Source organism: Paraburkholderia sp. J94 (assembly GCF_905220285.1).
GTDB lineage: Bacteria > Pseudomonadota > Gammaproteobacteria > Burkholderiales > Burkholderiaceae > Paraburkholderia > Paraburkholderia tropica_A.
The window spans coordinates 337,582-361,641 of record NZ_CAJMZH010000004.1; the positions used below are offsets into that span (position 1 = coordinate 337,582).

The 24,060-nt window shown below is 65.8% G+C and carries 20 protein-coding genes; 10 read left to right on the forward strand and 10 right to left on the reverse strand.

Going from position 1 to position 24,060, the window contains the following annotated elements:
- Positions 1–205: 205 nt before the first annotated feature.
- The 4 genes from U4Y88_RS10210 to U4Y88_RS10225 all read left to right on the forward strand — a co-directional run bounded on the left by U4Y88_RS10210 (position 206) and on the right by U4Y88_RS10225 (position 2,457).
- Positions 206–970, forward strand: a complete 765-nt coding sequence (locus U4Y88_RS10210) for a class I SAM-dependent methyltransferase (protein WP_224017994.1) — start codon at positions 206–208, stop codon at positions 968–970.
- 287 nt (positions 971–1,257) lie between these two features.
- Positions 1,258–1,740 carry a DUF2778 domain-containing protein gene (locus U4Y88_RS10215; protein ID WP_415774417.1) on the forward strand — a complete coding sequence of 161 codons (483 nt, stop codon included), beginning with the start codon at positions 1,258–1,260 and terminating at the stop codon, positions 1,738–1,740.
- A complete protein-coding gene (locus U4Y88_RS10220; RefSeq protein ID WP_321783730.1) occupies positions 1,737–2,003 on the forward strand; it encodes a hypothetical protein in 267 nt (88 codons plus the stop codon). The genes U4Y88_RS10215 and U4Y88_RS10220 overlap by 4 nt, the downstream gene beginning before the upstream one ends.
- Positions 1,993–2,457, forward strand: coding sequence for a type VI secretion system tube protein Hcp (locus tag U4Y88_RS10225; RefSeq protein ID WP_321783732.1), 465 nt, complete (start codon positions 1,993–1,995; stop codon positions 2,455–2,457). Before U4Y88_RS10220 ends, U4Y88_RS10225 begins: the two co-directional genes overlap by 11 nt.
- 153 nt (positions 2,458–2,610) lie before the next feature.
- On the opposite strand, the gene ppc is transcribed toward U4Y88_RS10225, so the two are convergent.
- On the reverse strand, positions 2,611–5,640 hold the full coding sequence (gene ppc / locus U4Y88_RS10230) for a phosphoenolpyruvate carboxylase (RefSeq protein WP_415774418.1): 3,030 nt from the start codon (positions 5,638–5,640) through the stop codon (positions 2,611–2,613).
- 618 nt (positions 5,641–6,258) lie between these two features.
- On the opposite strand from ppc, the gene hemC reads away from it, so the two are divergent.
- The 3 genes from hemC to U4Y88_RS10245 are packed head-to-tail and all read left to right on the forward strand — an operon-like array spanning position 6,259 to position 10,756.
- Positions 6,259–7,308 (forward strand): hydroxymethylbilane synthase, encoded by a 1,050-nt coding sequence (gene hemC / locus U4Y88_RS10235; protein WP_321783736.1) that lies wholly within the window; start codon positions 6,259–6,261, stop codon positions 7,306–7,308.
- Positions 7,305–9,554 (forward strand): fused uroporphyrinogen-III synthase HemD/membrane protein HemX, encoded by a 2,250-nt coding sequence (hemDX, locus tag U4Y88_RS10240; protein WP_321783737.1) that lies wholly within the window; start codon positions 7,305–7,307, stop codon positions 9,552–9,554. The genes hemC and hemDX overlap by 4 nt, the downstream gene beginning before the upstream one ends.
- A gap of 2 nt (positions 9,555–9,556) precedes the next feature.
- Positions 9,557–10,756, forward strand: coding sequence for a heme biosynthesis protein HemY (locus tag U4Y88_RS10245; protein ID WP_224011898.1), 1,200 nt, complete (start codon positions 9,557–9,559; stop codon positions 10,754–10,756).
- Between the two features lie 91 nt (positions 10,757–10,847).
- On the opposite strand, the gene U4Y88_RS10250 is transcribed toward U4Y88_RS10245, so the two are convergent.
- From U4Y88_RS10250 to U4Y88_RS10260, 3 genes are all read right to left on the reverse strand, one after another.
- A complete protein-coding gene (locus U4Y88_RS10250; protein WP_224011899.1) occupies positions 10,848–12,167 on the reverse strand; it encodes an MFS transporter in 1,320 nt (439 codons plus the stop codon).
- A 141-nt stretch (positions 12,168–12,308) separates the two neighbouring features.
- A complete protein-coding gene (locus U4Y88_RS10255) occupies positions 12,309–13,067 on the reverse strand; it encodes an SDR family oxidoreductase (protein WP_224011900.1) in 759 nt (252 codons plus the stop codon).
- 39 nt (positions 13,068–13,106) lie between these two features.
- A complete protein-coding gene (locus U4Y88_RS10260; RefSeq protein ID WP_321783738.1) occupies positions 13,107–14,546 on the reverse strand; it encodes an aldehyde dehydrogenase family protein in 1,440 nt (479 codons plus the stop codon).
- Positions 14,547–14,891: 345 nt separating this feature from the next.
- Here U4Y88_RS10260 and ppa point away from each other — a divergent pair, with 345 nt between their 5' ends.
- Positions 14,892–15,419, forward strand: a complete 528-nt coding sequence (ppa, locus tag U4Y88_RS10265) for an inorganic diphosphatase (protein ID WP_224011902.1) — start codon at positions 14,892–14,894, stop codon at positions 15,417–15,419.
- Between the two features lie 97 nt (positions 15,420–15,516).
- Here the strand turns inward: ppa and U4Y88_RS10270 are convergent, their stop codons facing one another.
- Together U4Y88_RS10270 and U4Y88_RS10275 are read right to left on the reverse strand one after the other, a co-directional pair.
- On the reverse strand, positions 15,517–15,840 hold the full coding sequence (locus tag U4Y88_RS10270; protein ID WP_321783740.1) for a GIY-YIG nuclease family protein: 324 nt from the start codon (positions 15,838–15,840) through the stop codon (positions 15,517–15,519).
- 53 nt (positions 15,841–15,893) lie between these two features.
- Complete coding sequence (locus U4Y88_RS10275) at positions 15,894–17,066, reverse strand: GNAT family N-acetyltransferase (protein WP_321783742.1); 1,173 nt, start codon at positions 17,064–17,066, stop codon at positions 15,894–15,896.
- Positions 17,067–17,327: 261 nt separating this feature from the next.
- Here U4Y88_RS10275 and U4Y88_RS10280 point away from each other — a divergent pair, with 261 nt between their 5' ends.
- On the forward strand, positions 17,328–19,418 hold the full coding sequence (locus tag U4Y88_RS10280; RefSeq protein WP_321783744.1) for an NAD(+) synthase: 2,091 nt from the start codon (positions 17,328–17,330) through the stop codon (positions 19,416–19,418).
- 81 nt (positions 19,419–19,499) lie between these two features.
- On the forward strand, positions 19,500–19,838 hold the full coding sequence (gene glnK / locus U4Y88_RS10285) for a P-II family nitrogen regulator (RefSeq protein WP_224011906.1): 339 nt from the start codon (positions 19,500–19,502) through the stop codon (positions 19,836–19,838).
- A 189-nt stretch (positions 19,839–20,027) separates the two neighbouring features.
- On the opposite strand, the gene U4Y88_RS10290 is transcribed toward glnK, so the two are convergent.
- The 4 genes from U4Y88_RS10290 to U4Y88_RS10305 all read right to left on the reverse strand — a co-directional run bounded on the left by U4Y88_RS10290 (position 20,028) and on the right by U4Y88_RS10305 (position 24,029).
- Positions 20,028–21,176: a porin gene (locus tag U4Y88_RS10290; protein WP_224011907.1), complete on the reverse strand. Its 1,149-nt coding sequence runs from the start codon at positions 21,174–21,176 to the stop codon at positions 20,028–20,030.
- Positions 21,177–21,779: 603 nt separating this feature from the next.
- Positions 21,780–22,562 carry an ABC transporter ATP-binding protein gene (locus U4Y88_RS10295; protein WP_224011908.1) on the reverse strand — a complete coding sequence of 261 codons (783 nt, stop codon included), beginning with the start codon at positions 22,560–22,562 and terminating at the stop codon, positions 21,780–21,782.
- Between the two features lie 16 nt (positions 22,563–22,578).
- Positions 22,579–23,292: an ABC transporter permease gene (locus U4Y88_RS10300; protein ID WP_224011962.1), complete on the reverse strand. Its 714-nt coding sequence runs from the start codon at positions 23,290–23,292 to the stop codon at positions 22,579–22,581.
- A gap of 47 nt (positions 23,293–23,339) precedes the next feature.
- Entirely contained in the window at positions 23,340–24,029 is a 690-nt protein-coding gene (locus U4Y88_RS10305; protein ID WP_224011909.1) for an ABC transporter permease, read from the reverse strand.
- Between the last annotated feature and the right edge of the window lie 31 nt (positions 24,030–24,060).

Sequence of the window (24,060 nt, forward strand, 5' to 3'; positions counted from 1 at the left end):
CTCAACTTGTACTGGTACAAAACGGGCTCTATTGTAACGGCTGACGCGGCGCCGGGCCGCCGCGGCAACCCGCCCGGGGGACAGAAGCTACAAGATCGACGCGAGGCCGCAGCCGCAGAGGTGGCGGGACTCGCGCCCCACACAATCGGGAAACCGGAGCGCGCGCACGAGCGTCGGCGCGCCGGACCCGCACCAGGAGCATGCCATGAAGCATCACGATCAGGTCGCCGACGCCTTCGGCTCGACCGCCGCCGCCTATCTCACCAGCCAGGTCCACGCAACCGGGGCCGATCTCGAGAACCTGGCCGCGACCTTCGCGGCGACCTGCGGCAATGCGCTGGTGCTCGACATGGGCTGCGGCGCGGGTCACGCGAGCTTCGCCGTCGCGCCGCACGTGCGCGAAGTCGTGGCCTACGACATCGCGCCGCCGATGCTCGCGACCGTCGAGGCCGCCGCGAAGGAACGCGGCTTGAGCACGGTCCGCACGCAGCAGGGCGCCGCCGAGACGTTGCCGTTCGCCGACGCGAGCTTCAACTGGGCGATCAGCCGCATGAGCGCGCACCACTGGCGCGACGTACCGCGCGCGCTCGCCGAAGTGCATCGCGTGCTCAAGCCGGGCGGACGTTTGAAGTTCATCGATATCGCGGGCATCGACGATCCGCTTTACGACACGCATATTCAGGCGGTGGAATTGCTGCGCGACGCGTCGCATATCCGCGATTACCGCGCCGACGAGTGGGTGAGCATGCTCGACGCGGCGGGATTCGACGCGAAGGTGACGGAGCGCTGGCGCATCGCGCTCGACTTCGATACGTGGGTCGCGCGCATGCGCACGCCGCCCGAACGCGTGACGGCGATCCGCTCGATGTGGGACAACGCGCCCGATGAAGTGCGCAACTACTTCGATGTGCAGAACGATCGCTCGTTCAAGCTCGATGCGTTGATGATCGAGGCGACGCGGCGGGATTGAGGGGCAGCCCTGTCATGGAAAAACGGCGTCGTGCCCGAAGGCATGACGCCGTTTGTTTTTTGTGCTTTCTGACAGGGCATGGCACGTGCGGCGTCAGTGACGCTGAATCAGGATGGCGGGTTACGACTTGCGCTGATGCATCGCAAGCATCAATCTTCCCGTGCGTGCTACTCATACCGTTCTCACCTATCCGCAAAAGGCTTGCGATGTTCCTGGCATGGAATGAGCGATGGTATTGATTGCCCCGACCCGGCTGTTTTCGTGCCAGGCGAAGTGAGAGCGCCGCCATGCCTGTCCAGTGCACGTTTCGCCTCAACAACATGCCCATGTCGGTGCTGCATTGCGATGGCATCGGTGACTTCGCGGCATTTTCCGGGCGCGATGACGTGAAGAACAATCCCGCTTCTGTAGCGCTTTCCGGAGCCGGTCCGCTGCCGCCGGGACGATACTTCATTGTCGATCGTGGGTCAGGAGGATTGTTTTCCCAAATCCGCGATCTTTTCGTCGATATCTTCAACGATACCGATCGAGAAAAGTGGTTCGCGCTCTATCGGGACGACGGTCAGGTCGACGATTGGACCTTTATCAACGGTGTCCGTCGCGGGCACTTTCGGCTTCATCCTCGTGGCCGCGCCAATATCAGCGAAGGCTGCATCACACTTTCGGACCCGCCCGCTTTCTATCGCCTTCGGGACCTGCTATTGCGCTCGCCGACGATCGCGTTGCCGGGTGGCAGAGGCTTCGCCTATGGGACGGTCGACGTTCGATGAAAGCCGTACTGCTCAATGCCGCCGCTGTGATCGGGCTCTTTCTTGTGCTCGTGTTCCCGATAGGCTATTTCGCTTTCACGGAGCCATTGATAGGCATGGTTTCGCGAGCGGCCTGGTGGCTCGGTCTGGATCGCAATGCGGAACCCGGCGACGCCATGGTCGATTCGGTGTTGCTGCTTTCTTTCTTGTTGGCGACAGCGTGTGTTTGCCTTGTGAACGCAGTTGCCAGACGGCGCAGACGGAGGGCCGCCCATGTCGAATGATGTTTTCTTGAAGATTGATGGTATTGCGGGTGAGTCGCAGGATGCCGCGCACCCTGGAGAAATTCAGGTGACGAACTGGATATGGAGGATGTCGCAGCCATCGGCCATGATGTCCGGGTCGGGTGGTGGCGCGGCAAAGGCCACGGTTGAGGACCTTGTGTTCTTTCACGAGGTGGACCGGGCGAGCCCTAACCTGATGTCGTTCTGCCTCACCGGCAAGCACGTACCCACGGCCGTACTGACGATGCGTAAAGCGGGAGGCCTGCCACTCGATTTCCTCCGTATCACGATGACCGACGTCATCGTGACCGGCGTGGAAATGTCCGCGAGCTACGAACAGGTTCGGCTGTCGTTTGCTCGCGTCAAGCAGGAATACATGGTTCAGAATGCCGTGGGCGGCAGTCGGGGCGTCGTGACAGGGACGTTCGATATCAAGGCCAACGCGCTGGCGTAGATGCACAAGCAGCGGCTGACGCAACGCCATTCAGCGAGCCTCTAGCGTTACGGCACAATCGAGTGGCCGACATGAAGAAAAACGGCGTCGTGCCCGAAGGCACGACGCCGTTTTTTATCGGATCAGCGGTTGAAGCAAGCTCAACCCGCGCCTTTAACCCGTATTCCGCAGCCCCGCCGCGATCCCGTTGATCGTCAGATGAATCCCGCGTCGCACGCGCGGGCTCGGATCGCCGGCGCGATAGCGCTTGATCAGCTCGACCTGCAAGTGATTGAGCGGATCCAGATACGGGAAGCGGTTCTTGATCGAGCGCGCGAGCAGCGGGTTGTCGGCGAGTCGGCCGTTCGAGCCGGTGATCTCGTCGAGCACCTTCGTCGTGCGCTCCCACTCGGCGACGATGCGTTCGAACACGTGCTTGCGCAGCTTCTTGTCGGCGACCAGTTGCGCGTAGCGCGACGCCACCGCGAGATCGGTCTTCGCGAGCGTCATGTCCATGTTCGAGAGCAGGTTCGCGAAGAACGGCCAGGTCTTGTACATCTTCTTGAACAGCGCGAGACGGCGCGTGCGTTCGGCGTCGCTGCCCGCGTCGTCGAGATACGACGACACCGCGCTGCCGAAGCCATACCAGCCCGTCAGCAGCAGACGGCACTGGCCCCACGAAAAGCCCCACGGAATCGCGCGCAGGTCGTCGATCTTGCGGTTCTTCGGATCCTGCAGCTTGCGCGAGGCCGGCCGGCTGCCGATGTTCAGCTCCGCGATTTCGGTGATCGGCGTCGAGGCGAAGAAGTAGTCGGTGAAGCCCGGCGTCTCGTAGACGAGCGAGCGGTACGCCGCCATCGCCGCATCGGAGAGCTGCTGCATCGTTTCTTCGAACGCGGGCAATTGCTCCGGCGAGTTGCCCGCCGTGTTGTCCAGCGGCAGCAGCGTGGCTTCAAGCGTGGCCGCGATCACCGTTTCCAGATTGCGTCGCCCGATCTCCGGGTTGCCGAACTTGCTGGCGATCACTTCGCCCTGTTCGGTCAGGCGGATCTGGCCGTCGACCGTGCCCGGCGGCTGCGAGAGGATCGCGTTGTAGGTCGGGCCGCCTCCGCGTCCGACCGTGCCTCCGCGGCCATGGAACAGACGCAGCGTGATGCCGCGCTCGCGATACAGCGAGACGAGCGCGAGTTCGGCGCGATACAGCTCCCAGTTCGAGGTGAGGAAGCCGCCGTCCTTGTTGCTGTCCGAATAGCCGAGCATGATTTCCTGCTCGTTGCCCCAATGCTCGACGATGCCGTCGATGCCCGGCAGCGCGAGCAGGTCGCGCATGATGCCCGGCGCGTGGCGCAAGTCGGGAATCGTTTCGAATAGCGGGATCACCATCAGCGCGGCGCGCGCGGGATCGTCCGTGTGGCCGAGACGGCCGCCGAGCAGGCCGGTTTCCTTCTGCAGCAGCATCACTTCGAGCAGGTCCGAAACCGTTTCGGTGTGCGAGATGATGTAGTTGCGCACCGCGCGCGCGCCGAACTTCTCGCGCGTCACGCGCGCCATTTCGAGCACGCCGAGCTCGCTTTTCACGAGGTCGGAGTAGTCGAGATACGGCGAGCGCAGCGGACGCTGATCGGCGAGTTGCGCGAGCAGCACGATCTGCTTGTCTTCCTCGGAGAGCGCGGCGTAATCGGCCTGCACGCCCGCGCGCGCGAGCAGTTCGGTGATCACGGCTTCGTGGATGTCCGAGCTTTGGCGCAAGTCGATCGAGGCCAGATGGAAGCCGAACACTTCCACCGCGCGCACGAGCGGCGCGAGGCGCGGCGTGGCGAGCGAGCCGCCGTGATGCGCGGCGAGCGAATCCATCAGGATGTGCAGATCGCGCGAGAACTCGGCGGCATCGGCGTAAGGCTGCGCGCGCACGGGCGCGGCATTGCGGCCCGCGCTGCGCACGGCCACGACGCCTTCGCCCAGACGCACGCGCGCGCTCGCGGCGAGGCGCGTGTACACGCCGATCAGCGCGCGCCGATACGGTTCGTCGACGCGATGCGGCGACTGGTCGGGCGAGGCTTCGGCCAGCGCCTTGAGTTCGTCGCTCGCGCCCGCGAGCAGGTTCGACACCGACAGTTCCGCGCCGAGCTTGTGCACTTCGTCGAGATAGTGCTGAAGAATCACCTGCGCCTGACGCTCGCTGGCTTCTTCGAGCGTGGCCGAGGTCACGTTCGGATTGCCGTCGCGGTCGCCGCCGATCCAGCTGCCCATCTGGAAGAACGCGGGCAGGCGCGCCGAGAGACCGTGCTCTTTCAGCGAGGTTTCGATCTCGCCGTACAGCGCGGGAATCTCGGTGAGGAAGGTGGTGTGGTAGTACGAGAGCGCGTTTTCGATTTCGTCGGTGACGGTCAGGCGCGCGTCGCGCAGCATGCGCGTCTGCCACAGCGAGGTCACGCGCGCGCGCAGCAGCGATTCGTTGTGTTCGCGTTCGCGATGCGTGAGCGGCTGGTCGCGTTCAGCGAGCAGGCGCGCGACGTCGTGCTGCGAATCGAGCGTGCTCTTGCGCTGCACTTCCGTGGGGTGCGCGGTGAGCACGGGCACGATCAGCGCGTCGTTGAAGAACTGCTGGAGCATCGGCGTGGCGGCGGCGCCCGCTTGCGCGAGACGTTCGAGCGAATGCGCGATGGTGCCCGCCTGCGGCGCCGAACCGGCCAGATCGTGGATGCGGCGGCGGCGGTTGCGGTGACGGTCTTCCGCGATGTTCGCCAGATGCGAGAAATAGCTGAACGCGCGCACCACGCTCACGGTCTGCTCGGGCGAGAGCCCGCGCAGTTGTTTTTCCAGCGCGAGGGCGGCGTCGTTATCGTCTTCGCGGCGAAAACGCACGGCCGTCTGGCGGATGCTTTCGACGACCTCGAACACGGCGTCGCCTTCCTGCTCGCGCACGACGTCGCCGAGCAGGCGGCCCAGATAGCGGATGTCTTCGAACAGCGGCTGGTCCTTGTCGTCGCGCTGCTCGTCGCGCGAGCGGCCGCCGCGCGGGGCGCTTGCGGCCTTGGGCGCTTTGGGTGCTTCGGTTGCCTTGGGCGCCTTGACGGGCTTCGCGGCTTTCGCGGGCTTCGCGGCTTGAGCGACTTGCGCGGCTTCGGACGCGGCTTTCGTGGCTTTCGCGGCCTTGCTGGCTTTCGTGGTCTTTTTCGCGTCGGCTGTTTTCGATGTTTTCATCGTCTTCTTCGTTTCAGACGCCGTCGTGGCCTTGGAGGCCTTGACGGTTTTGGCCTTGTCGGCGGCCGTGGGGGAAGAAGAGGCAAGCGATGCGTTGTTGCGGCGCTCTGCGCGCGCCGATCCGGAAGACTTCACGATGTTTTCCTCAAGACTAGCCAGGAGTTTGGACAGGATATTCGGGGACTGCCAACTGCGAGGCCGCGGCGTGCCGCGGTCCGGGTACTTCGGTGCTGCCTGGAACGGATGGCGGGAACCATCCTGCGCGAGCCGCGCGGACATCGGCAAATCGCTACGACGGCGGACAGCCCGTCAACGGAGGGCGAGGAACAACGAAGGGACGGCGAAAAAACCGCGGATCCCGGCGCGCCGGGAGCAGGCTTTGCGAAAGCGCGGCACCATGGTGCGAACGGAGGTTCGCGCCGGGCGCCGGGGAGGGCGTGCAGGGCCCGCGCCGCCGATGCGGCGCAGACGTACAGTAATAGGTACGTGTGCACCGTCGTCAGCGACGGGCCGTGTCTCTTCCTTGCCGCCGCACGCGCAGGCCTAAAAAGGGGCGCGTGCTAACATTGCCTGTTATCCGATTCTGTTTTTTCGAACCCGTCATTCGATGTGCTAGCCATGAATTCCGAGACGTTATCCGCGCCCATGCCCCGCACGCTTGTCATCGCTTCGCGGGAGAGCCGCCTCGCGATGTGGCAGGCCGAGCATGTGCAAGCTGCGCTGCACAAATTATATCCATCCTGCGACGTGAAAATCGTCGGAATGACGACACGCGGCGATCAAATTCTCGACCGCACGCTGTCGAAGGTCGGCGGCAAGGGCCTGTTCGTGAAGGAACTCGAACAGGCGCTGGCCGAAGGACGCGCCGATCTGGCCGTGCATTCGCTCAAGGACGTGCCCATGGAACTGCCCGAGGGCTTCGCGCTCACGGCCATCATGGAGCGCGAGGACCCGCGCGACGCCTTTGTGTCTAACGAATACGATTCGCTCGCGGCGCTGCCGCCGGGCGCGGTGGTCGGCACCTCCAGCCTGCGCCGCGAGTCGATGATCCGCGCGCGCTATCCGCATCTCGACGTCAAGCCGCTGCGCGGCAATCTCGACACGCGTCTCGCGAAGCTCGACCGCGGCGATTACGCAGCGATCATTCTCGCGGCGGCGGGGCTCAAGCGCCTCGGTCTCGGCGCGCGCATCCGCGCGCTGCTCGAACCGGCGGACAGCCTGCCGGCGGCGGGGCAGGGCGCGCTCGGCATCGAGATCCGCGCCGACCGCGCCGAACTCGCCGCCTGGCTCGCGCCGCTGCACGACGACGCCACCGCGAAAGCCGTCGAGGCCGAGCGCATGGTGTCGCGCGCGCTCGGCGGCAGCTGCTCGGTGCCGCTCGCGGCCTACGCGCAGTGGCAGGACGGCAAGCTCGCGCTGCGCGGCACGATTGCCACGCCCGACGCGAGCCGCGTGCTGGCCGCCGAAGACGCGGCTACGCCCGCCACGGTCGCGGACGCCGTCGCGCTCGGCCGCAAGGTCGCCGACGAACTGATCGCCCAGGGCGCGCTCGAGATCGTGCGCGCGCTGTCTGAAGCGGGTCCTGAAGAACAACGCGTGCCGAATGCCCCTCCGGCCTCCTCCGGCAACGCCAACCGCGCGGGCGACGATCCCGCCGAGCCGCGATGACTGCCGGCCCGTGGCAGCCGCGCCAGGGCGGCCCGGGTTCGGCCCAGCCCGACGAGTGGCGCGGGCCGGCCGATTCGGCTGTGCCGCGTGAGGACGCGGGCGGTGATATCGCGGGCCATGCCGCCGCTGCCGATTTCACCGTCGTCATCACCCGTCCGGCCGGTCAGTCGGATGCGCTCTCGGCGCAACTCGCCGCACGCGGCCTGCGCGCGCTCGAATTCCCGCTGATCGCCATCGCGCCCGTGGGCGACGACGCGCCGCTGCGCGACGCGCTCAACGCGCTCGACCGTTATGCGCTCGTCGTGTTCGTGTCGCCGAATGCGGTGGATCGCGCGTTCGAGTGCTATCGCTCGATTTCGTCGATCTGGCCGCACGCGCTGCCGGTCGGCGTGGTCGGTCCGGCCAGCGTCGTCGCGCTTGCGCGCCACGGCGTCGCCGCGCCCGAGCATCGCGTGATCAGTCCGGCGGGCTCCGCCGACGAGGAACCGGCGCGCTTCGACTCCGAATCGCTGTACGCCGCGCTCGAAAAGCAGTTCGGCGAGAACGCCTTCGCCGGCAAGCGCGTGCTGATCGTGCGCGGCGACGGCGGGCGCGAATGGCTCGCCGACCGCCTGCGCGAAGCGGGCGCGGAAGTCGAAGCCGTCGCGGCCTACCGCCGCATCGTGCCCGAGCCGCCGATGGGCGCGTGGGCGGCGGTCCACGCGCTGCTCGAAGGCGCGCCGCACGCCTGGCTCGTGACCAGCTCGGAAGGCGTGCGCAACCTCGACGAACTCGCGCGCGAGCACCTCACGGCGGGCGAGATCGTCGAGTTGCGCCACGCTCAACTGGTCGCACCGCATCCGCGTATTGCCGAGACGGCGCGCGGATTGGGTTTTGATAGGATGACGGTGTCCGGCGCGGGCGACGAGCGCATCGTCGAGACGCTGCTGGGGCTTGCCGCTTCTGCGTCAGCGTCCGCCGCCACGGTTTCTTCCGATCTCTCTCCAGCCGCTGCTTCAGCGGCTCAACCGGTTCAGAACACCCCGGCCTCGCCGCCGGCACAACCACGCATGACTGATTCGAACGATTCCAGCCACGTTCCCAATCAAGGCGCCGTTTCGACGGGCGCTTCGCACACCGCATCATCGTCGGCTTCCTCGTCTGCGAAGCCTGCCGGCGCGAGCGCGCGGCCCGCGTCGTCGTCGTCCTATGCGTCGGCGCCGCTGACGCCGCCCGGCAACGGCGGCGCGCGTCGCGGCGCCGGCAACGCGATCCTCTGGCTCGTGGTCGTGCTGCTCGCGGCCGGTGCGGCGGGCGGCGGCTATGCGCTCAACCGCAAGCTCGACCGCGTCGACGCCTCGCTCGCGCAGCGCCAGCAAAGCGCCGACCAGCAGACTGCCGCGCTGCGCGCGCGCGCCGACGAGGCCGCGTCCAGCGCCCAGCAGATCGACAAGCAGATGGCGCAGCTCGAAGGCAAGATCGCCGACGCGCAGAATTCGCAGCAGGCGCTCACGCAGCAATACGCCGACCTCGCGCGCAACCGCGACGACTGGATGCTCGCCGAAGTCGGCCAGATGCTGTCGAGCGCGAGCGAACAGCTCCAGCTCACCGGCAACACGCAGCTCGCGCTGTTCGCGCTGCAAAGCGCCGACACGCGTCTCGCCGCGTCGGCCAGCCCGCAGGCGCTCGCCGTGCGCAAGGCCATCGCCGCGGACATCGACAAGCTCAAGGCCGCGCCGTCCACCGACCTCGCCGGTCTCGCCATCAAGCTCGACACGGCGCTCGCCGAAATCGACGCGCTGCCGCTCGCGGGCGAAGCGCTCGTCGCGCACACGAAGCCCGAAACCGCCGCGCCCGCCGACGTCGCCGTCACGGCCGCCGCCACGGGCGAGCCGCGCTGGAAGGCCTGGCTCGACACCTTTGTGCACGGCATCGGCCAGCAGATCGCGAGTCTCGTCCAGGTGCGCCGCATCGACAACGCCGACGCCATGCTGGTCTCGCCCGATCAGGGCTACTTCATGCGCGAGAACCTGAAGCTGCGCCTGCTGTCGGCGCGCCTGTCGCTGCTCTCGCGCAATCCGGCCACGCTCAAGTCCGATCTCGCCGCCGCCGACGCCTCGCTCGCGCGCTACTTCGACAGCGCGTCGAAGGAAACGCAGAACGTGCGCGACCTGCTCAAGCAGGTAGACGCCGGTTCGGCCGCCGTCGCGCTGCCCACGCTCGACACGAGCCTGAAGGCGCTGCAGCAATACCAGAGCCGGGGGTAAGCATGGCGATCCGTGGACTTCTCTGGCTCGCGCTCCTGTTCGTCGTGGCGGTCGCGCTCGCGACCGTCGGCCGCTTCGACGCGGGGCAGGTGCTGCTCGTCTATCCGCCGTATCGCGTGGATGTCTCGCTCAATCTGTTCGTGGTCGGCATCGTGGTGGCGTTCCTGCTGCTCTACGCGATCCTGCGCTTCGTGCGCAACATCGTGACGATGCCGCGCCGCGTGGCCGCTTACCGGGCGCGCGCGCGCAAGGAAAAGGCGCATTCGGCGTTGCGCGACGCGGTCGGCAATCTCTACGCGGGCCGTTTCTCGCGCGCCGAGAAGGCCGCGCGCGATTCGCTCGCCGACGACAACAACAAGGGCGCCGCGGGCCTGATCGGCGCGAACGCCGCGCATCGTCTGCACGAATACGCGCGCCGCGACGACTGGCTCACGCAGGTCGACGACCCCGAGTTGCAGGAAGCGCGTCTGATGGCGACCGCCGACATGCGCGCCGATGGCCGCGACGCGGACGGCGCGCTCGCCGCGCTCACCGAAATGCGCTCGCAGGGCGGCCGCCGCATCCACGCGCAGCAGATCGCCTTGCGCGCCCAGCAGCAGCTCAAGAACTGGAGCGAGGTGCTCAAGCTCGTCAAGACGCTCGAAAAGCGCGAGGCGCTGCATCCGGCCGTGGCGGTGCGTCTGCGTCAGCTGGCGGCGGAAAACCTGCTGCGCGACCGTCGCCATAACGCCGACGCGCTGCTGGAACTGTGGCACGCGCTCTCGCCGGTCGAACGTCATTCGCCGCGTCTGGCCGATTGCGCGGCCGAACTGCTGATCGCGCTGGAGCGGCCGGCTGACGCGCGCAAGATCGTCGAGGAAGCGCTCTCGCACAACTGGGACGCGCGCCTGCTGCGCCGCTATCCCGACACCGCGGGCGACGACGCGCTGCCGCTCATTCAGAAAGCCGAGGCGTGGCGCAAGGAGCGTCCCGAGGACGGCGACCTGCTGTTCGCGCTGGGCCGCCTGTGCCTGAAGCAGCAGTTGTGGGGCAAGGCGCAGTCGTTCCTCGAAGCGGCGCTGAAGTCGGCCAACGCGCACGGCAACGAGCCGCTCAAGATCCGCTCGCATCGCGCGCTCGCGCGTCTGCACGAGCAGCTCGGCGACGCGGACAAGGCCGCGACGCACTACCGTGAAAGTGCGATGTCGATGAACGTGGTGTGACGCTGCGTTCGCGCACGACAGCAGCACTCGCTGCAACGAAAAACGGCCGCTAAACAGCGGCCGTTTTTTTATCGACGGATGTGTGGCGCGTTTATCGATCCACCAGCGCCTTCGGCGCCGAAAGCGCCAGCAATCCGCCGAGAATCATGAACGCCGCGAGCATGTACATGCCCGAGTCGTTGGCCGCCGTCGCCTGCTTGAGCCAGCCCACGGCGTAGGGGCTCAGGAAGCCCGCGAGATTGCCGATCGAGTTGATCAGTGCGATGCCCGCCGCCGCGCCCGTGCCCGCGAGCCACGCCGTGGGCAGGCTCCAGAACAGCGGCAGCGTGGTGAGGATGCCGAAGGTCGCGAGCGTGAGCGCGGCCATCGCGAGCGTGGTGTCGTGTGCCCACGTCACCGAGAGCACGAGGCCGAGCGCGCCCGCCGCCGCCGGAATCGCGATGTGCCAGCGGCGCTCGCGCCGACGGTCCGCGCTTCTCGCCACCAGCACCATGCCGACCACCGCCGCCGCGAACGGAATCGCCGAGAGCAGCCCGATCGCCAGCGCGTCTTTCACGCCGGTCGCCTTGATGATGGTCGGCAGCCAGAAGCTCACGCCGTACAGACCCATCACGAACGAGAAGTAGGTGAAGCTCATCAGCAGCACGCGCGGGCTCGTGAGCACGGTGACGAGCGGCGGATCTTCCTTGGTGGCGTCCTCGGCGGCGATGTTGCGTTCGAGCAGCGCGCGTTCCTCCGCCGTGAGCCACTTCGCGTTGGCGATGCGGTCGTCGAGCACGAAGAACACCAGCACGCCGACGATCACCGAAGGCAGCCCTTCGAGCAGAAACAGCCACTGCCAGCCTTGCCAGCCGTTCGCGCCGTCGAAGGCCTTGAGAATCCAGCCCGACACCGGCCCGCCGATCACGCCCGAGAGCGCGATGGCCGTCATGAACCACGTCGTCATGCGGCCGCGCCGGTGCGCCGGATACCAGTACGTGAGATACAGAATGATGCCGGGAAAGAAGCCCGCTTCGCACAGGCCGAGCAGAAAGCGCATCACGTAGAACATCGTCGGCGTGGTGACGAACATCGTCAGGATGGAGACGAGTCCCCACGTGACCATGATGCGCGCGATCCAGATGCGCGCGCCCACGCGATGCAGGATCACATTGCTTGGCACTTCGAACAAAAAGTAACCGATGAAGAAAATGCCCGCGCCGAAGCCGTAGACGGCATCGGAGAGATTGAGCGCGGCGCTCATCTGCAATTTGGCGAAGCCGACGTTCACGCGGTCGAGATACGCGACCACGTAGCAGAGCATCAGGAGCGGCGTGAGCCGCCAGGCGACCTTGCGGTAGGTGGCTTCCTCGAACGCCGACGTCGGCGCGCCCGCGTTGGCGTGCGGCAGGGGATTCGCTGGACTGGACATGGTGTCTCCAATGTCGTGTGTTGGCTGTTTTTGATCTCAAATATGCCAGGCAAAAGCACGACCATTCTAGCCGCGCCGCCGGGGCGCGGCGGCGCGGGAAAACACCCATACGTCAAGCACTTACGATGAGGCCGATGGCGCTCAGACGCAGCGCCCGCCATCCACTTCGAGACACGTGCCGGTGATGAACGCCGCCTCGTCAGACGCGAGATAGAGACACGCGTTGGCGACGTCCTGCGGCGTGGAAAAGCGCCCGAGCGGAATCGTCGCGACGAAGCGTGCGCGGTTCTCGGGCGTATCGGGCACGCCCATGAATTCGGCCGTGAGCCCCGTGTCGCCGATCACCGGATTCACGCAGTTCACGCGGATGCGGTCCGGGCCGAGTTCGGCGGCGAGCGCCTTGCTCGCGACGATCATCGCGCCCTTGCTGCCGTTGTACCAGACGAGTCCGGGGCGAGGCCGGATGCCCGCCGTCGAGGCGATGTTGACGAACGCGCCGCCGCCGCGCTCGCGAAAATGCGGCACGAACGCGCGCACGCTCCAGTAGAGGCCTTTGACGTTGACGGCGTAGACGCGGTCGAATTCCGCTTCGCTGACTTCCATGACGGGCTTGTTGCGATGCGTGGTGCCCGCGTTGTTGACGACGATCTCCACGCTGCCGAAGCGGCCGATGGCGGCTTCGCGCAGCGCGTGCCAGTCGGCTTCGCGCGTGATGTCGCCTTGCACGGCGAGCGCGCTGCCGCCCGCGTGCGCGATCTCGCCCGCCACGCGCTGCGCGGCCTCGGCGTTCAGATCGTTGACGACGACATTCGCGCCTTCGCGCGCATAGGTCTTGGCGATGCCTTCGCCGAAGCCCGAACCGGCGCCCGTCACGACGGCCGTCTTGCCTTTGAGTCGCATGCTGTCTCCGAAATTTTTATGCGTGGTGTAGAAGCGGCGTCAGCCGTGCTTGAGCGCGATGGTTTTCAGCACCGTGAAACCGTAGAGCGCTTCGAAGCCTTTCTCGCGCCCGTAACCCGACTGGCCCGAGCCGCCGAACGGCAGTTCGACGCCGCCGCCCGCGCCATAGTTGTTGACGAACACCTGGCCCGCGCGCACGCGTCGCGCGATGCGCATCTGGCGCGCGCCGTCGCGCGTCCATACGCCCGCGACGAGGCCGTAGGGCGTGCCGTTGGCGAGCGCGAGCGCCTGTGCCTCGTCGTCGAAGGGCATGGCGGCGAGCACCGGTCCGAACACTTCTTCCTGCGCGAGGCGGCTTTGCGGCGGCACGTCGCGCAAGAGCGTCGGCGCCTCGTAGAAACCGCCGGATGGCGCGCCCGCGTCGAGCGAGCCGCGCGCGGCCACGGCGATGCCGTCGCGCTGCGCTTCGTCGAGGAAGTCGCGCACGCGCCGACGCTGCTTCTCGTTGATGAGCGGACCGCAGTCGAGATCGGCGCCCGCAGGCCCGACGCGCAGCGCCGCGAACGCCGTCGCGAGCCGGTCGAGCAAGGGCGCGTAGGCGCTGCGCTCGATCAGCACGCGGCTGCCCGCCGAGCAGGTTTGCCCCGCGTTCTGCACGATGGCGGCGACGAGCACGGGCAGCGCGGCGTCGAAGTCGGCGTCGGCGAACACGATCTGGGGCGACTTGCCGCCGAGTTCGAGCGTGACCGGCACATGATGGCCCGCAGCGGTTTGCGCGACGAGCTTGCCGGTTTGCGGCGATCCCGTGAACGAGATGTGATCGATGCCCGGATGCGCCGAGAGCGCCGCGCCCGCCTCGTGCCCGAGACCGGTGACGAGATTGAGCGCGCCCGGCGGGAAACCGGCTTCGTGCGCGAGCGCCGCGACGCGCAGCAGCGACACGCAGGCGTCCTCGGCGGGCTTCACCACGCAGGCGTTGCCGGCGGCGAGCGCGGCGCCCACACTGCGTCCGAAGATCTGCATCGGGTAATTCCACGGCACGATATGGCCCGTCACGCCGTGCGGTTCGCGGATCGTGAGGACCGTGTAGCCGTTTTGATAGGGCAGCGTTTCGCCGTGCAGTTTGTCGGCGGCGCCGGCGTAGAACTCGAAGTAGCGCGCGAGCGCGGCGGCATCGGCGCGGGCCTGCCTGAGCGGCTTGCCGGTGTCCTGCGCCTCGAGTTGCGCGAGCGCTTCCTGATGCTGCAAGACGAGACCCGAGAGCTTGAACAGCAGGCGCCCGCGTTCGGCGGGGCTCAGCGCGCCCCATGCGCCTTCATACGCGGCGCGCGCGGCCTGCACCGCGGCGTCGATGTCGGCGGCATTGCCGCGCGCGAGTTGCGCGAAGGGCTGACCGGTGGAGGGATCGATGGCGGCGATCGTCTCGCCGCTGGCGGGCGCGCGCCACGCGCCGCCGATGAAATGCTTCGCTTCTTCCATGCATGCGCCTCGTAAATAGGGAATGAAACGAGGGAAGGGGAATGCAAGACGAAAACACGTGTCGACCATCATCAGGCATGCGCCGCGCATGGCGGGCGCGAGCGCCTGGACTGCCGGGTCATTATCGCGCCAATCGCGGCGCGCGCGGGCGTTTTCAGGAGACGCTTCATGCCGCGTTCACGGGGGATTCGCTTGGGGTTCATCCGGGCGCCGCAGCCGATTGGCTATAATGCTGCGAACCTCCGACGTCCGGTTTCGCACCGGCACGCCTTGCGCGAGAGCCGCGTGCTCGCCGCGCGCCGCGCGTGAACCGTCGCTTTTTTCCCCTTCTCACAGAGAGCGCTCATGAGCTTCGCAAATGTCCCCGCCGGCAAGGATCTGCCGCACGACTTCAACGTGATCATCGAGATTCCGGCGCAGAGCGATCCGGTCAAGTACGAAGCCGACAAGGAAATGGGCGTGCTCGTCGTCGACCGTTTCGTCGGCACCGGCATGCGTTATCCGGTCAACTACGGTTTCATTCCGCAGACGCTCTCGGGCGACGGCGACCCCGTCGACGTGCTCGTGATCACGCCGTTCCCGCTGCTGGCCGGCTCGGTCGTGCGTTCGCGCGCGCTCGGCATGCTGCAGATGACGGACGAGTCGGGCGTCGACGCGAAGCTGATCGCCGTGCCGCACGACAAGGTTTGCCCGATGACGGCGAACATCAAGTCGCTCGACGACGTGCCCGAGTACCTGAAGGACCAGATCAAGCACTTCTTCGAGAACTACAAGGCGCTCGAAAAGGGCAAGTGGGTCAAGGTCGAAGGCTGGGTCGGCATCGAAGCCGCTCACAAGGAAATCACCGAAGGCCTCGCGAACGCGAAGAAGTAAGCGTCGCAACGCCGGGTTTCCAGGCTGTAAAAAAACCGCACGTGCCGAAAGGCCGTGCGGTTTTTTCATGGGCGTGGGCTGGGCGAACGCGCTCGCTTCAAGCCGGCGCTTCGGTCTCCGGCTCGCCGCTCTCGGGCACTTCCACAGGCACCGGCGGCAGCACCGATTCGAGCGTGCGCGCGCCCGCCGCGAGCGCGCGCTTTTCGCGCGGCGTGAGGCGCTTGACCCAGTATTCGGCGCGCGAGGCGCTCGCGCGGTCGGCGAGTTCGAATTGCGCGAGCACCTGCACGGGCTTGCGCGAGCGCGTGTAGCGCGCGCCCGTGCCGTCGGCGTGCTGCGCGAAGCGCGCGGCCACGTCGAGGGCGATGCCCGTATAGACGCTGCCGTCGGCGCATTCGAGCAGGTAGAGGAACCACGGCATATTTCTGGAAGCGATGATCGTGAGGCGGGTATAGGTTCGGGTCTGGACGCGTGTCAGCCGCGAAACGGATTGTGCTCGTTCAGCTCGTGCATATAGGCGTGAATCTGGTTCGTCTCGCTGTCGAGAAAACGCGCGACGGCGTCGGCGAACGCGGGATGAGCAAGCCAGTGCGCCGAGCGCGTGACGGTCGGCATGAAGCCGCGCGCCATTTTATGCTCGCCTTGCGCGCCGCCCTCGAACACGTCGAGTTTTTCCTCGATGCAGAATTCGAGCGGCTGATAGTACGCGGTCTCGAAGTGCAGGCAGGGCACGTGTTCGAGCGCGCCCCAATAGCGGCCGTAGAGCGTGCCGCCGCGCCCGTCGGCGCCGCGCTGATACACCACGAGCGAGCTGGCGATCGGCTTGCCTTCGTATTCGGCGATCACGAGCAGCAGGTTCTCGGGCATCGACGCGCCGATCATGCGGAAGAAATCGAGGTTCAGATACGGCGACGAAAAATGCTCGCGGTAGGTCTGCCGATAGCAGCGGCTGAAAAAGCGCCAGTCTTCATCGCAGATATCCTCGCCGCGCACGCGCCGCAGCGTGACGCCCGCGTCGCGCACCTTGCGGCGTTCGGCGCGGATGTTCTTGCGCTTTTTCTGTTCGAGCGTCGAGAGGAAATCGTCGAAGTCGCGATAGCCGTTGTTGAGCCAGTGAAACTGCACGCCTTCGCGCTGCATCATGCCGAGATCGGTGAGCGCGCGCGCGTCGTCCTCGGGCGGAAACAGCACGTGCAGCGACGAGACTTCGGCCTGCTCAGCGAACGCCAGCAGCGTGGCGGCCAGATGGCGGCGCGCGGTGTCGTCGTCGGCCAGCAGGCGCGTGCCTTGCACCGGCGTGAACGGCACGGCGCACAGCAGCTTCGGGTAGTACTCCAGTCCGTTGCGCTTGTAGGCGTCGGCCCAGGCCCAGTCGAAGACGTATTCGCCGTACGAGTGGCCCTTGAGATAGACCGGCGCGGCGGCCGCGAGCTGGCCCGTGCGCGTGTCGGTGAGCGTGACGAACTGCGGCGCCCAGCCCGCGTCGGGCGCGGCGCAGCCCGTGGCGTCGAGCGCCGTGAGGAATTCGTGGCGCAAAAAGGGCGTCGGCTGGGCCTGGCGCGCGAGCAGCGCGTTCCATTCGGCGGCGTCGATCTCGGCCGGTGAGCCGAGAATGCCCGTGCGATAATCGAAATGTTCCTTTTTCAACTTGCGTGCCCGTTCTGGCGTGGCGAGGTGGAGGCGGGCGGGCAGGCGTTCGGCCTGTCGCGGCGAGGTGCGCCGGTTTCGCCGCGCCGCGGCAAGCGGTCATGGTAAAGCAAACCCTCCGAACGGGTGAGCGCCCGCGCGCCGCCGTTCTCACGCCGACCGTCGCCATGACGTCGTTCTGCCGCCGACAGCACGAACAGCACGATTCGCTTGCCAGGCGCCTCGCGCGCCGAATGCCTCAAGGGCCCCAAGGTTATCGACATGAAAGAGCGCTTCTTCAATCTCTATTCGCATGGTTTCGCGCGCGTGGCCGTAGGCGTGCCGCGCTGCCACGTGGCCGATCCGGTCTTCAACACCGAACAGACGCTCGCGCTCGCGCGCGAGGCCGCCGCCAGGGGCGCGGCGCTGGTCGCGTTCCCGGAACTCGGTTTGTCGGCGTATAGCTGCGACGATCTCTTCCATCAGCAGGCGCTGCTCGATGCCTGCGAGCACGCGCTCGCGCAGATCGCCGAAGCCTCGAAGACGCTGCCGCTTGCGATGATCGTCGGCTTGCCGGTGCGCGTCGGGCACTCGCTGTTCAACTGCGCGGCCGTGGTGGCGGGCGGGCGCGTTGCGGGCGTCGTGCCGAAGACCTATCTGCCGAACTACGGCGAGTTCTACGAACGCCGCCAGTTCAGCGCCGCCGACAACGCGAGCGTCGACAGCGTGCGCATCGCGGGCGCGGACGTGCCGTTCGGCGCCGCGCTGCTGTTCGACGTGCCCGAGATCGCGGGCCTGCGCTTCCAGGTGGAAATCTGCGAGGACGTCTGGGTGCCGATTCCGCCGTCGTCGTTCGCGGCGCTCGCGGGCGCTTCCGTGCTCGTGAATCTTTCTGCGTCGAACGTCGTGGTCGGCAAGGCGGGTTATCGTCATCAGCTGGTTTCGCAGCAGTCGGCGCGCTGCCTCGCGGCCTATCTCTACACCTCGGCGGGCAAGGGCGAATCGACCACCGACCTCGCGTGGGACGGCCAGGCGCTCGTCTACGAGAACGGCGAGCTGCTCGCGCAGTCCGAGCGCTTTCTCGACGATTCGCACATCATTTACGCCGATGTCGATCTGGAGCGTTTGCAGCAGGAGCGCATCCGCCAGACCACGTTCGGCGATTCGATCCGCCGTCACGCCGACGAAATCGCGAAGTTCCGCGTGATCGACTGCGCGCTCGGCGCCGCGCAAGGCCCTGCGCCGTGGCAGCAGGAAACGCTCGCGCTGGAGCGCCGCGTCGAACGCTTCCCTTATGTGCCGGCCGATCCGAAGCGCCGCGACGAGCGCTGCAACGAGGTCTACAACATTCAGGTGCAGGCGCTCGTGCAGCGTCTTTCGCAGGCCAACCTCAAGAAGGTCGTGATCGGCGTGTCGGGCGGGCTCGACTCCACGCACGCGCTGCTGGTCTGCGCGAAGGCGATGGACCGTCTGAAGCTGCCGCGCGCGAACATCCTCGCGTACACCATGCCGGGCTTCGCGACCAGCGAGCGCACGCTGCGCCAGGCGCGCGAGCTGATGGATCTCGTGGGCTGCACGGCGCGCGAAATCGACATCCGCCAGAGCTGCATGCAGATGCTCGAAGACCTCGGCCATCCGTATTCGGAAGGCAAGGAAAGCTACGACATCACTTTTGAAAACGTGCAGGCGGGCGAGCGCACGAATCATCTGTTCCGTCTCGCCAACTTCAATCACGCGATCGTGATCGGCACGGGCGATCTGTCCGAGCTGGCGCTCGGCTGGTGCACCTATGGTGTCGGCGATCACATGTCGCATTACAACGTGAACGCGAGCGTGCCGAAGACGCTCATCACGCATCTCGTGCGCTGGGTCGCGGAAACCGGGCAGATCGGCCAGAACGGCGAGAGCGGCCGCGACGTGCTCGAAGCGATTCTCGGCACCGATATCAGCCCGGAACTGATTCCCGGCAAGTCGGACGGCGCGCCCGAGCAGAAGACCGAAAGCACGATCGGGCCGTACGAATTGCAGGATTTCAATCTCTACTACACGCTGCGCTTCGGCTTTGCGCCCGCGAAGGTCGCGTTCCTCGCGCGTCACGCGTGGCGCGACCGCGAGACGGGCGCGTGGCCGGAGAACGCCGAGGTGGCGCGCAATCAGTACGATCTCGCGGCCATCAAGCGCAATCTGCGCATTTTCCTCGACCGTTTCTTCCGCCAGAGCCAGTTCAAGCGCAGCTGCATTCCGAACGCGCCGAAGGTGGGCACGGGCGGCTCGCTGTCGCCGCGTGGCGACTGGCGCGCGCCGAGCGATTCGGAATCGGTCGTCTGGCTCGCCGATCTGGAGCGCGTGCCCGCGCAGGAACCGGCGGCGTAAAATCACGCATACCGATTGCCCATTTACCGCAAATCACCGCGCCAATCACCGATACGTAACCGATACCGAACGAGGATCGCCATGAAACGCATTACCGCCGTCATCAAACCGTTCAAGCTCGACGAAGTGCGCGAGGCGCTCGCCGAAGTGGGCCTCACGGGCCTGACCGTCACCGAAGTCAAGGGCTTCGGCCGCCAGAAGGGCCACACGGAGCTTTATCGCGGCGCCGAATACGTGGTCGACTTTCTGCCGAAGGTGAAGATCGAAGTCGTGGTCGCCGACGAGCAGACCGACCAGGTGATCGACGCGATCATCGGCGCGGCGCGCACCGGCAAGATCGGTGACGGCAAGATCTTCGTGACCAACGTGGAGCGCGTGATCCGCATCCGCACGGGCGAAGAGAACGAAGCGGCCGTCTGATCGTCCGCACGATCGAGCGCAATCGAGCACCATCGCGCACGATCGCGAAGCCATAAAAGAAAAGGGCGGCCAGAAGGCCGCCCAGCAATAAAAAACGGTGCGGTACCCTTTCGGACACCGCACCGATACGCGCCTCTCGCAGCAGCGTGAAAACGTCGATGTAGCTGTTCTGTCTACACTCGGTCTGGATTAGAACGAGTGCTGGATGCCTGCGTACACGCCGGTCTGGCTGTGGCCCGGCAGCGGGTTGCCCGTGGCAGCCGAGTCGCCGTAGTTGTTGGCGTTCAGACCGAAGTTGGCCGACTTGCTGTTCTGCACCGTGGCGACCTGCAGGTCGAGCAGCGTGCGCTTGGACAGGTTGTACGAGCCGCCGATCGTGTACAGCGTGGCGTTGCCGCCGCCGTTGTTCGCGTTGACGTGGTAGACCGCAGCGATCAGCGCGGCAGCCGGCGTGGCTTGCCACGTCACACCGCCCCACTCGTGATCGAGCGTGCTCGGCTGGCCGATCGCCAGACCCGACATGCCCGACGAACGCACGGCTTCATAGCCGCCCTGGACCTTGAACGGGCCGAGGAACACGTTGACCATCGCCATGTAGTCACGCGAGTAGGCGAACACGCCTTGCGACGAATTGGTCGAATTGATCTGGTCGTACGAGCCGCCCAGCGAACCGTTGGCCGGATTGCGGATTTCGTCGTAGATACCGCGGATCTGGAACAGCGAGCTCGTGTAGGTCAGCTGGATACCGTCCTGACGGCCTTGAGCGGTCGTGCCGTTGCCGTTCCAGCTCGTGGCGTTCGAGAACGAGTACTGGCCGTACACGTCGAAGCCGTAGAACTTCGGCGACTGGTACGAAATGTTGTTGCTCGATTGCGGCCAGTTACGGCCACGGACCATCGATGCCGACGACCAGTTCGACTGACCGAACGGGTCGAAGTCCCAAATGCCGTTCACGAGCATCAGTTCGCGGCCCATCAACAGCGTACCGTACATGTCGTTCGACATACCGACGGTGGCCCAGCGATTGAAGAGACCGCCGTTGCCCGGGCCTGCGCCCGTTGCCGTGCTGAAGCTGCCTTCCAACTGGAAGAGTGCCTTGTTGCCGCCGCCCAGGTCTTCAACGCCCTTCATGCCCCAGAGGCTGGTGCCCCAGTAGCCGCTTTCGAGCTGGACCTGGCTTGAGCCGTGCGTGGCCTGGCCATTCGCACCGGAGCCTGCGCCGATGCCGTTCATCCATGCGATACCCGCGTCAAGACGACCGTAGAGCGTAACGCTGCTTTGCGCATGCGCCACGACGCCGGCCGACATCAATGCTGCGGCGAGCAATGCTTTCTTCATCTTCTCCTCCATACCCTGTCAAAGAGTCAACCTTAGTACTGCGAAAGACGTCCGCGCGCCTTCGGGGTGCTGCGGACAGAAACGGTCGCGTAAAGGGAGTGTGACCCGGAGGATCGGCGTACGGAAACGATGCGAGCAGGACAACCTGATCGAGTCGTCTTGCAGATCCCCTGGTTGACTGGCATCTCCCGTTCTTATTTGAAGTGAAACTACTTTTAAAGAAGTTTGTTTTGCTACTTTGGTTACTAATTTAGCAAAAAAGGTGGACGGTGGCGAACGAAATCGCGCGGCCGTCGCGGGGTGTCGTCAAATTGCCATATCACCTTCCTGGATGGTGGTCACCCTGGTCTCAAAAGTATGTCTAAATCCTTATTGGATAAGGGACACACGGATCAGCCAGGGGACTCCTCAGGATTGCCACTATTGACGCGCGGATGGCGCAGGAGTAATGCGCATAAACGCGTTTTTTACGGCTTTTTGCGGGTGCGGACGGCCCGGATTGCGGAAAAAAGAAAAGGCGCTGAAAGCGCCTTGAAATACTACTTTTACTACATCGCTGCGAGAGCGGATGGAGCCGACTACAAGCCGGCTAAAAAAGCGGCATCACTTGAGACTGCCCGACAGGAACTGGCGCAGGCGGTCGCTTTTCGGATTGGCGAACACCTCGGCGGGCACGCCTTCCTCTTCCACGCGGCCCTGATGCAGGAACATCACATGATTCGAAACGTTGCGCGCGAAACCCATTTCGTGCGTGACGACGATCATCGTGCGGCCTTCCTCGGCGAGCTGTTGCATCACCTTGAGCACTTCGCCGACGAGTTCGGGATCGAGCGCCGAAGTCGGCTCGTCGAACAGCATCACGTCGGGGTTCATGGTGAGCGCGCGGGCGATCGCCACACGCTGCTGCTGGCCGCCCGAGAGATGCGACGGATACTGCTTCTCGACGCGCGGCGCGAGCCCGACCTTCTCCAGATAGACGCGCGCGCGGTCTTCCGCTTCCTTGCGCGAGAGGCCGAGCACGTGCACGGGCGCCTCGATCACGTTTTCGAGCACCGTCATGTGCGACCACAGGTTGAAGTGCTGGAACACCATCGCGAGCTTGGTGCGCACGCGCTGCAACTGCTTGACGTCGGCGGCCACGAGCGCGCCGCTGCGGCGGTCGGCTTTCGTGATGACTTCTTCGCCGTCGACGAAAATGCGGCCCGCGTTCGGCTGTTCGAGAAAGTTAATGCAGCGCAGCATCGTGCTCTTGCCGGAGCCCGACGAGCCGATCACGCTGATCACGTCGCCGGCGTTCGCCTTGAGCGAGACGCCTTTGAGCACTTCGTTGTCGCCGTACTGCTTGTGGATCGAATCGACGAAAAGTTTCTGCTTCTGGGAATTCATCAAAGACCTCGTTGGCTCACTTGCCTTGCGGTCGCAGGTATGCGAGCCAGCGGCGCTCGGCTTGGCGGAACAGCCACACGAGCGTGAAAGAAATGATCAGGTACAGCATGGCGGCGATGCCGAACGCGCCGAACGACTGGTAGGTCGCCGAGTTCACGTCGCGCGCGATCTTCAGGATGTCCGGCACGGTGGCCGTGAACGCGACGGTGGTCGCGTGCAGCATCAGGATGACTTCGTTGCTGTAGTAGGGCAGCGCGCGGCGCAGCGCCGACGGCAGGATCACGCGGCGATACAGCGTGAACGGGCTCATGCCGTAGGCGCGCGCGGCCTCGATCTCGCCATAGGGCGTCGCCTTGATGGCGCCCGCGAAGATCTCGGTGGTGTACGCGCAGGTGTTGAGCGTGAACGCGAGCAGCGTGCAGTTCATGCCGCTGCGGAAGAACGCGCTCGTCAGTTCATGATTGCGGATGATCTCGAGACTGTAGAGGCCCGTGTAGCAGAGCAGCAGCTGCACGTAGAGCGGCGTGCCGCGGAAGATGTACGTGTAGAGCCACACGAGGCTCGAAAGCCACTTCTTCTTCGAGACGCGCGCGACGGCGAGCGGTACCGAGAGGCAGAAGCCCAGGCCGATCGAAATCACCAGCAGCCAGGCCGTGATGGCGACGCCGGTGAAGTGGTAGCCGTCGGTGTAGAGATAGTTGCGCCAGTACTGCTGGATCAGCTGGATCAGGTCTTGCATTGTCGTTGGCCTTGTCTTGTCTTCTGCCTAAGCCTGGATCAGAGATCCGCCTTGCGCACGCCGGTGGAGTAGCGCTTGTCGAGATACATCAGCACGAAGTTCGAGACCGTCGTGATGCCGAGATAGATCGCGCCCGCGAGCAGCGTGAAGAAGAAAAAGCGCAGCGTGCCCTTGCCGGCGTCCTGGCTGGCCTTCACGACGTCGGCGAGGCCGATGATCGAGACGAGCGCCGTGGACTTCACGAGCACCTGCCAGTTGTTGCCGATGCCGGGCAGCGCGAAGCGCATCATCTGCGGGAACATGATGCGTTTGAATACCTGCCAGTTCGTCATGCCGTAGGCGTGGCCCGCTTCGAGCTGGCCGCGCGGCACGGCGAGAAACGCGCCGCGGAAGGTTTCCGTGAAGTACGCGCCGTAGATGAAGCCGAGCACCACCACGCCCGCGAGGAACGGGTCGATGTCGATCTGATCCCAGCCGAGCATGTCGGTGAGATCGTTCAGCCAGATCTGGATGCTGTAGAACAGCAGCAGCATCAGCACGAGATCGGGCACGCCGCGGATCAGCGTGGTGTAGGCCGTGCCCGCGCCGTGCACGACGCGGTTTTTCGAGAGCTTCGCCGCCGCGCCGATCAGCCCGAGCACGAAGGAGAGCACGAGCGAGAGCACCGCGAGCTTGACGGTCTGCCAGGTGCCGGCGAGGATCAGCGGGCCGTAGCCTTGAAGAAACATAGGTGAGTCCTCGACGAAGCGTCCTCGATGC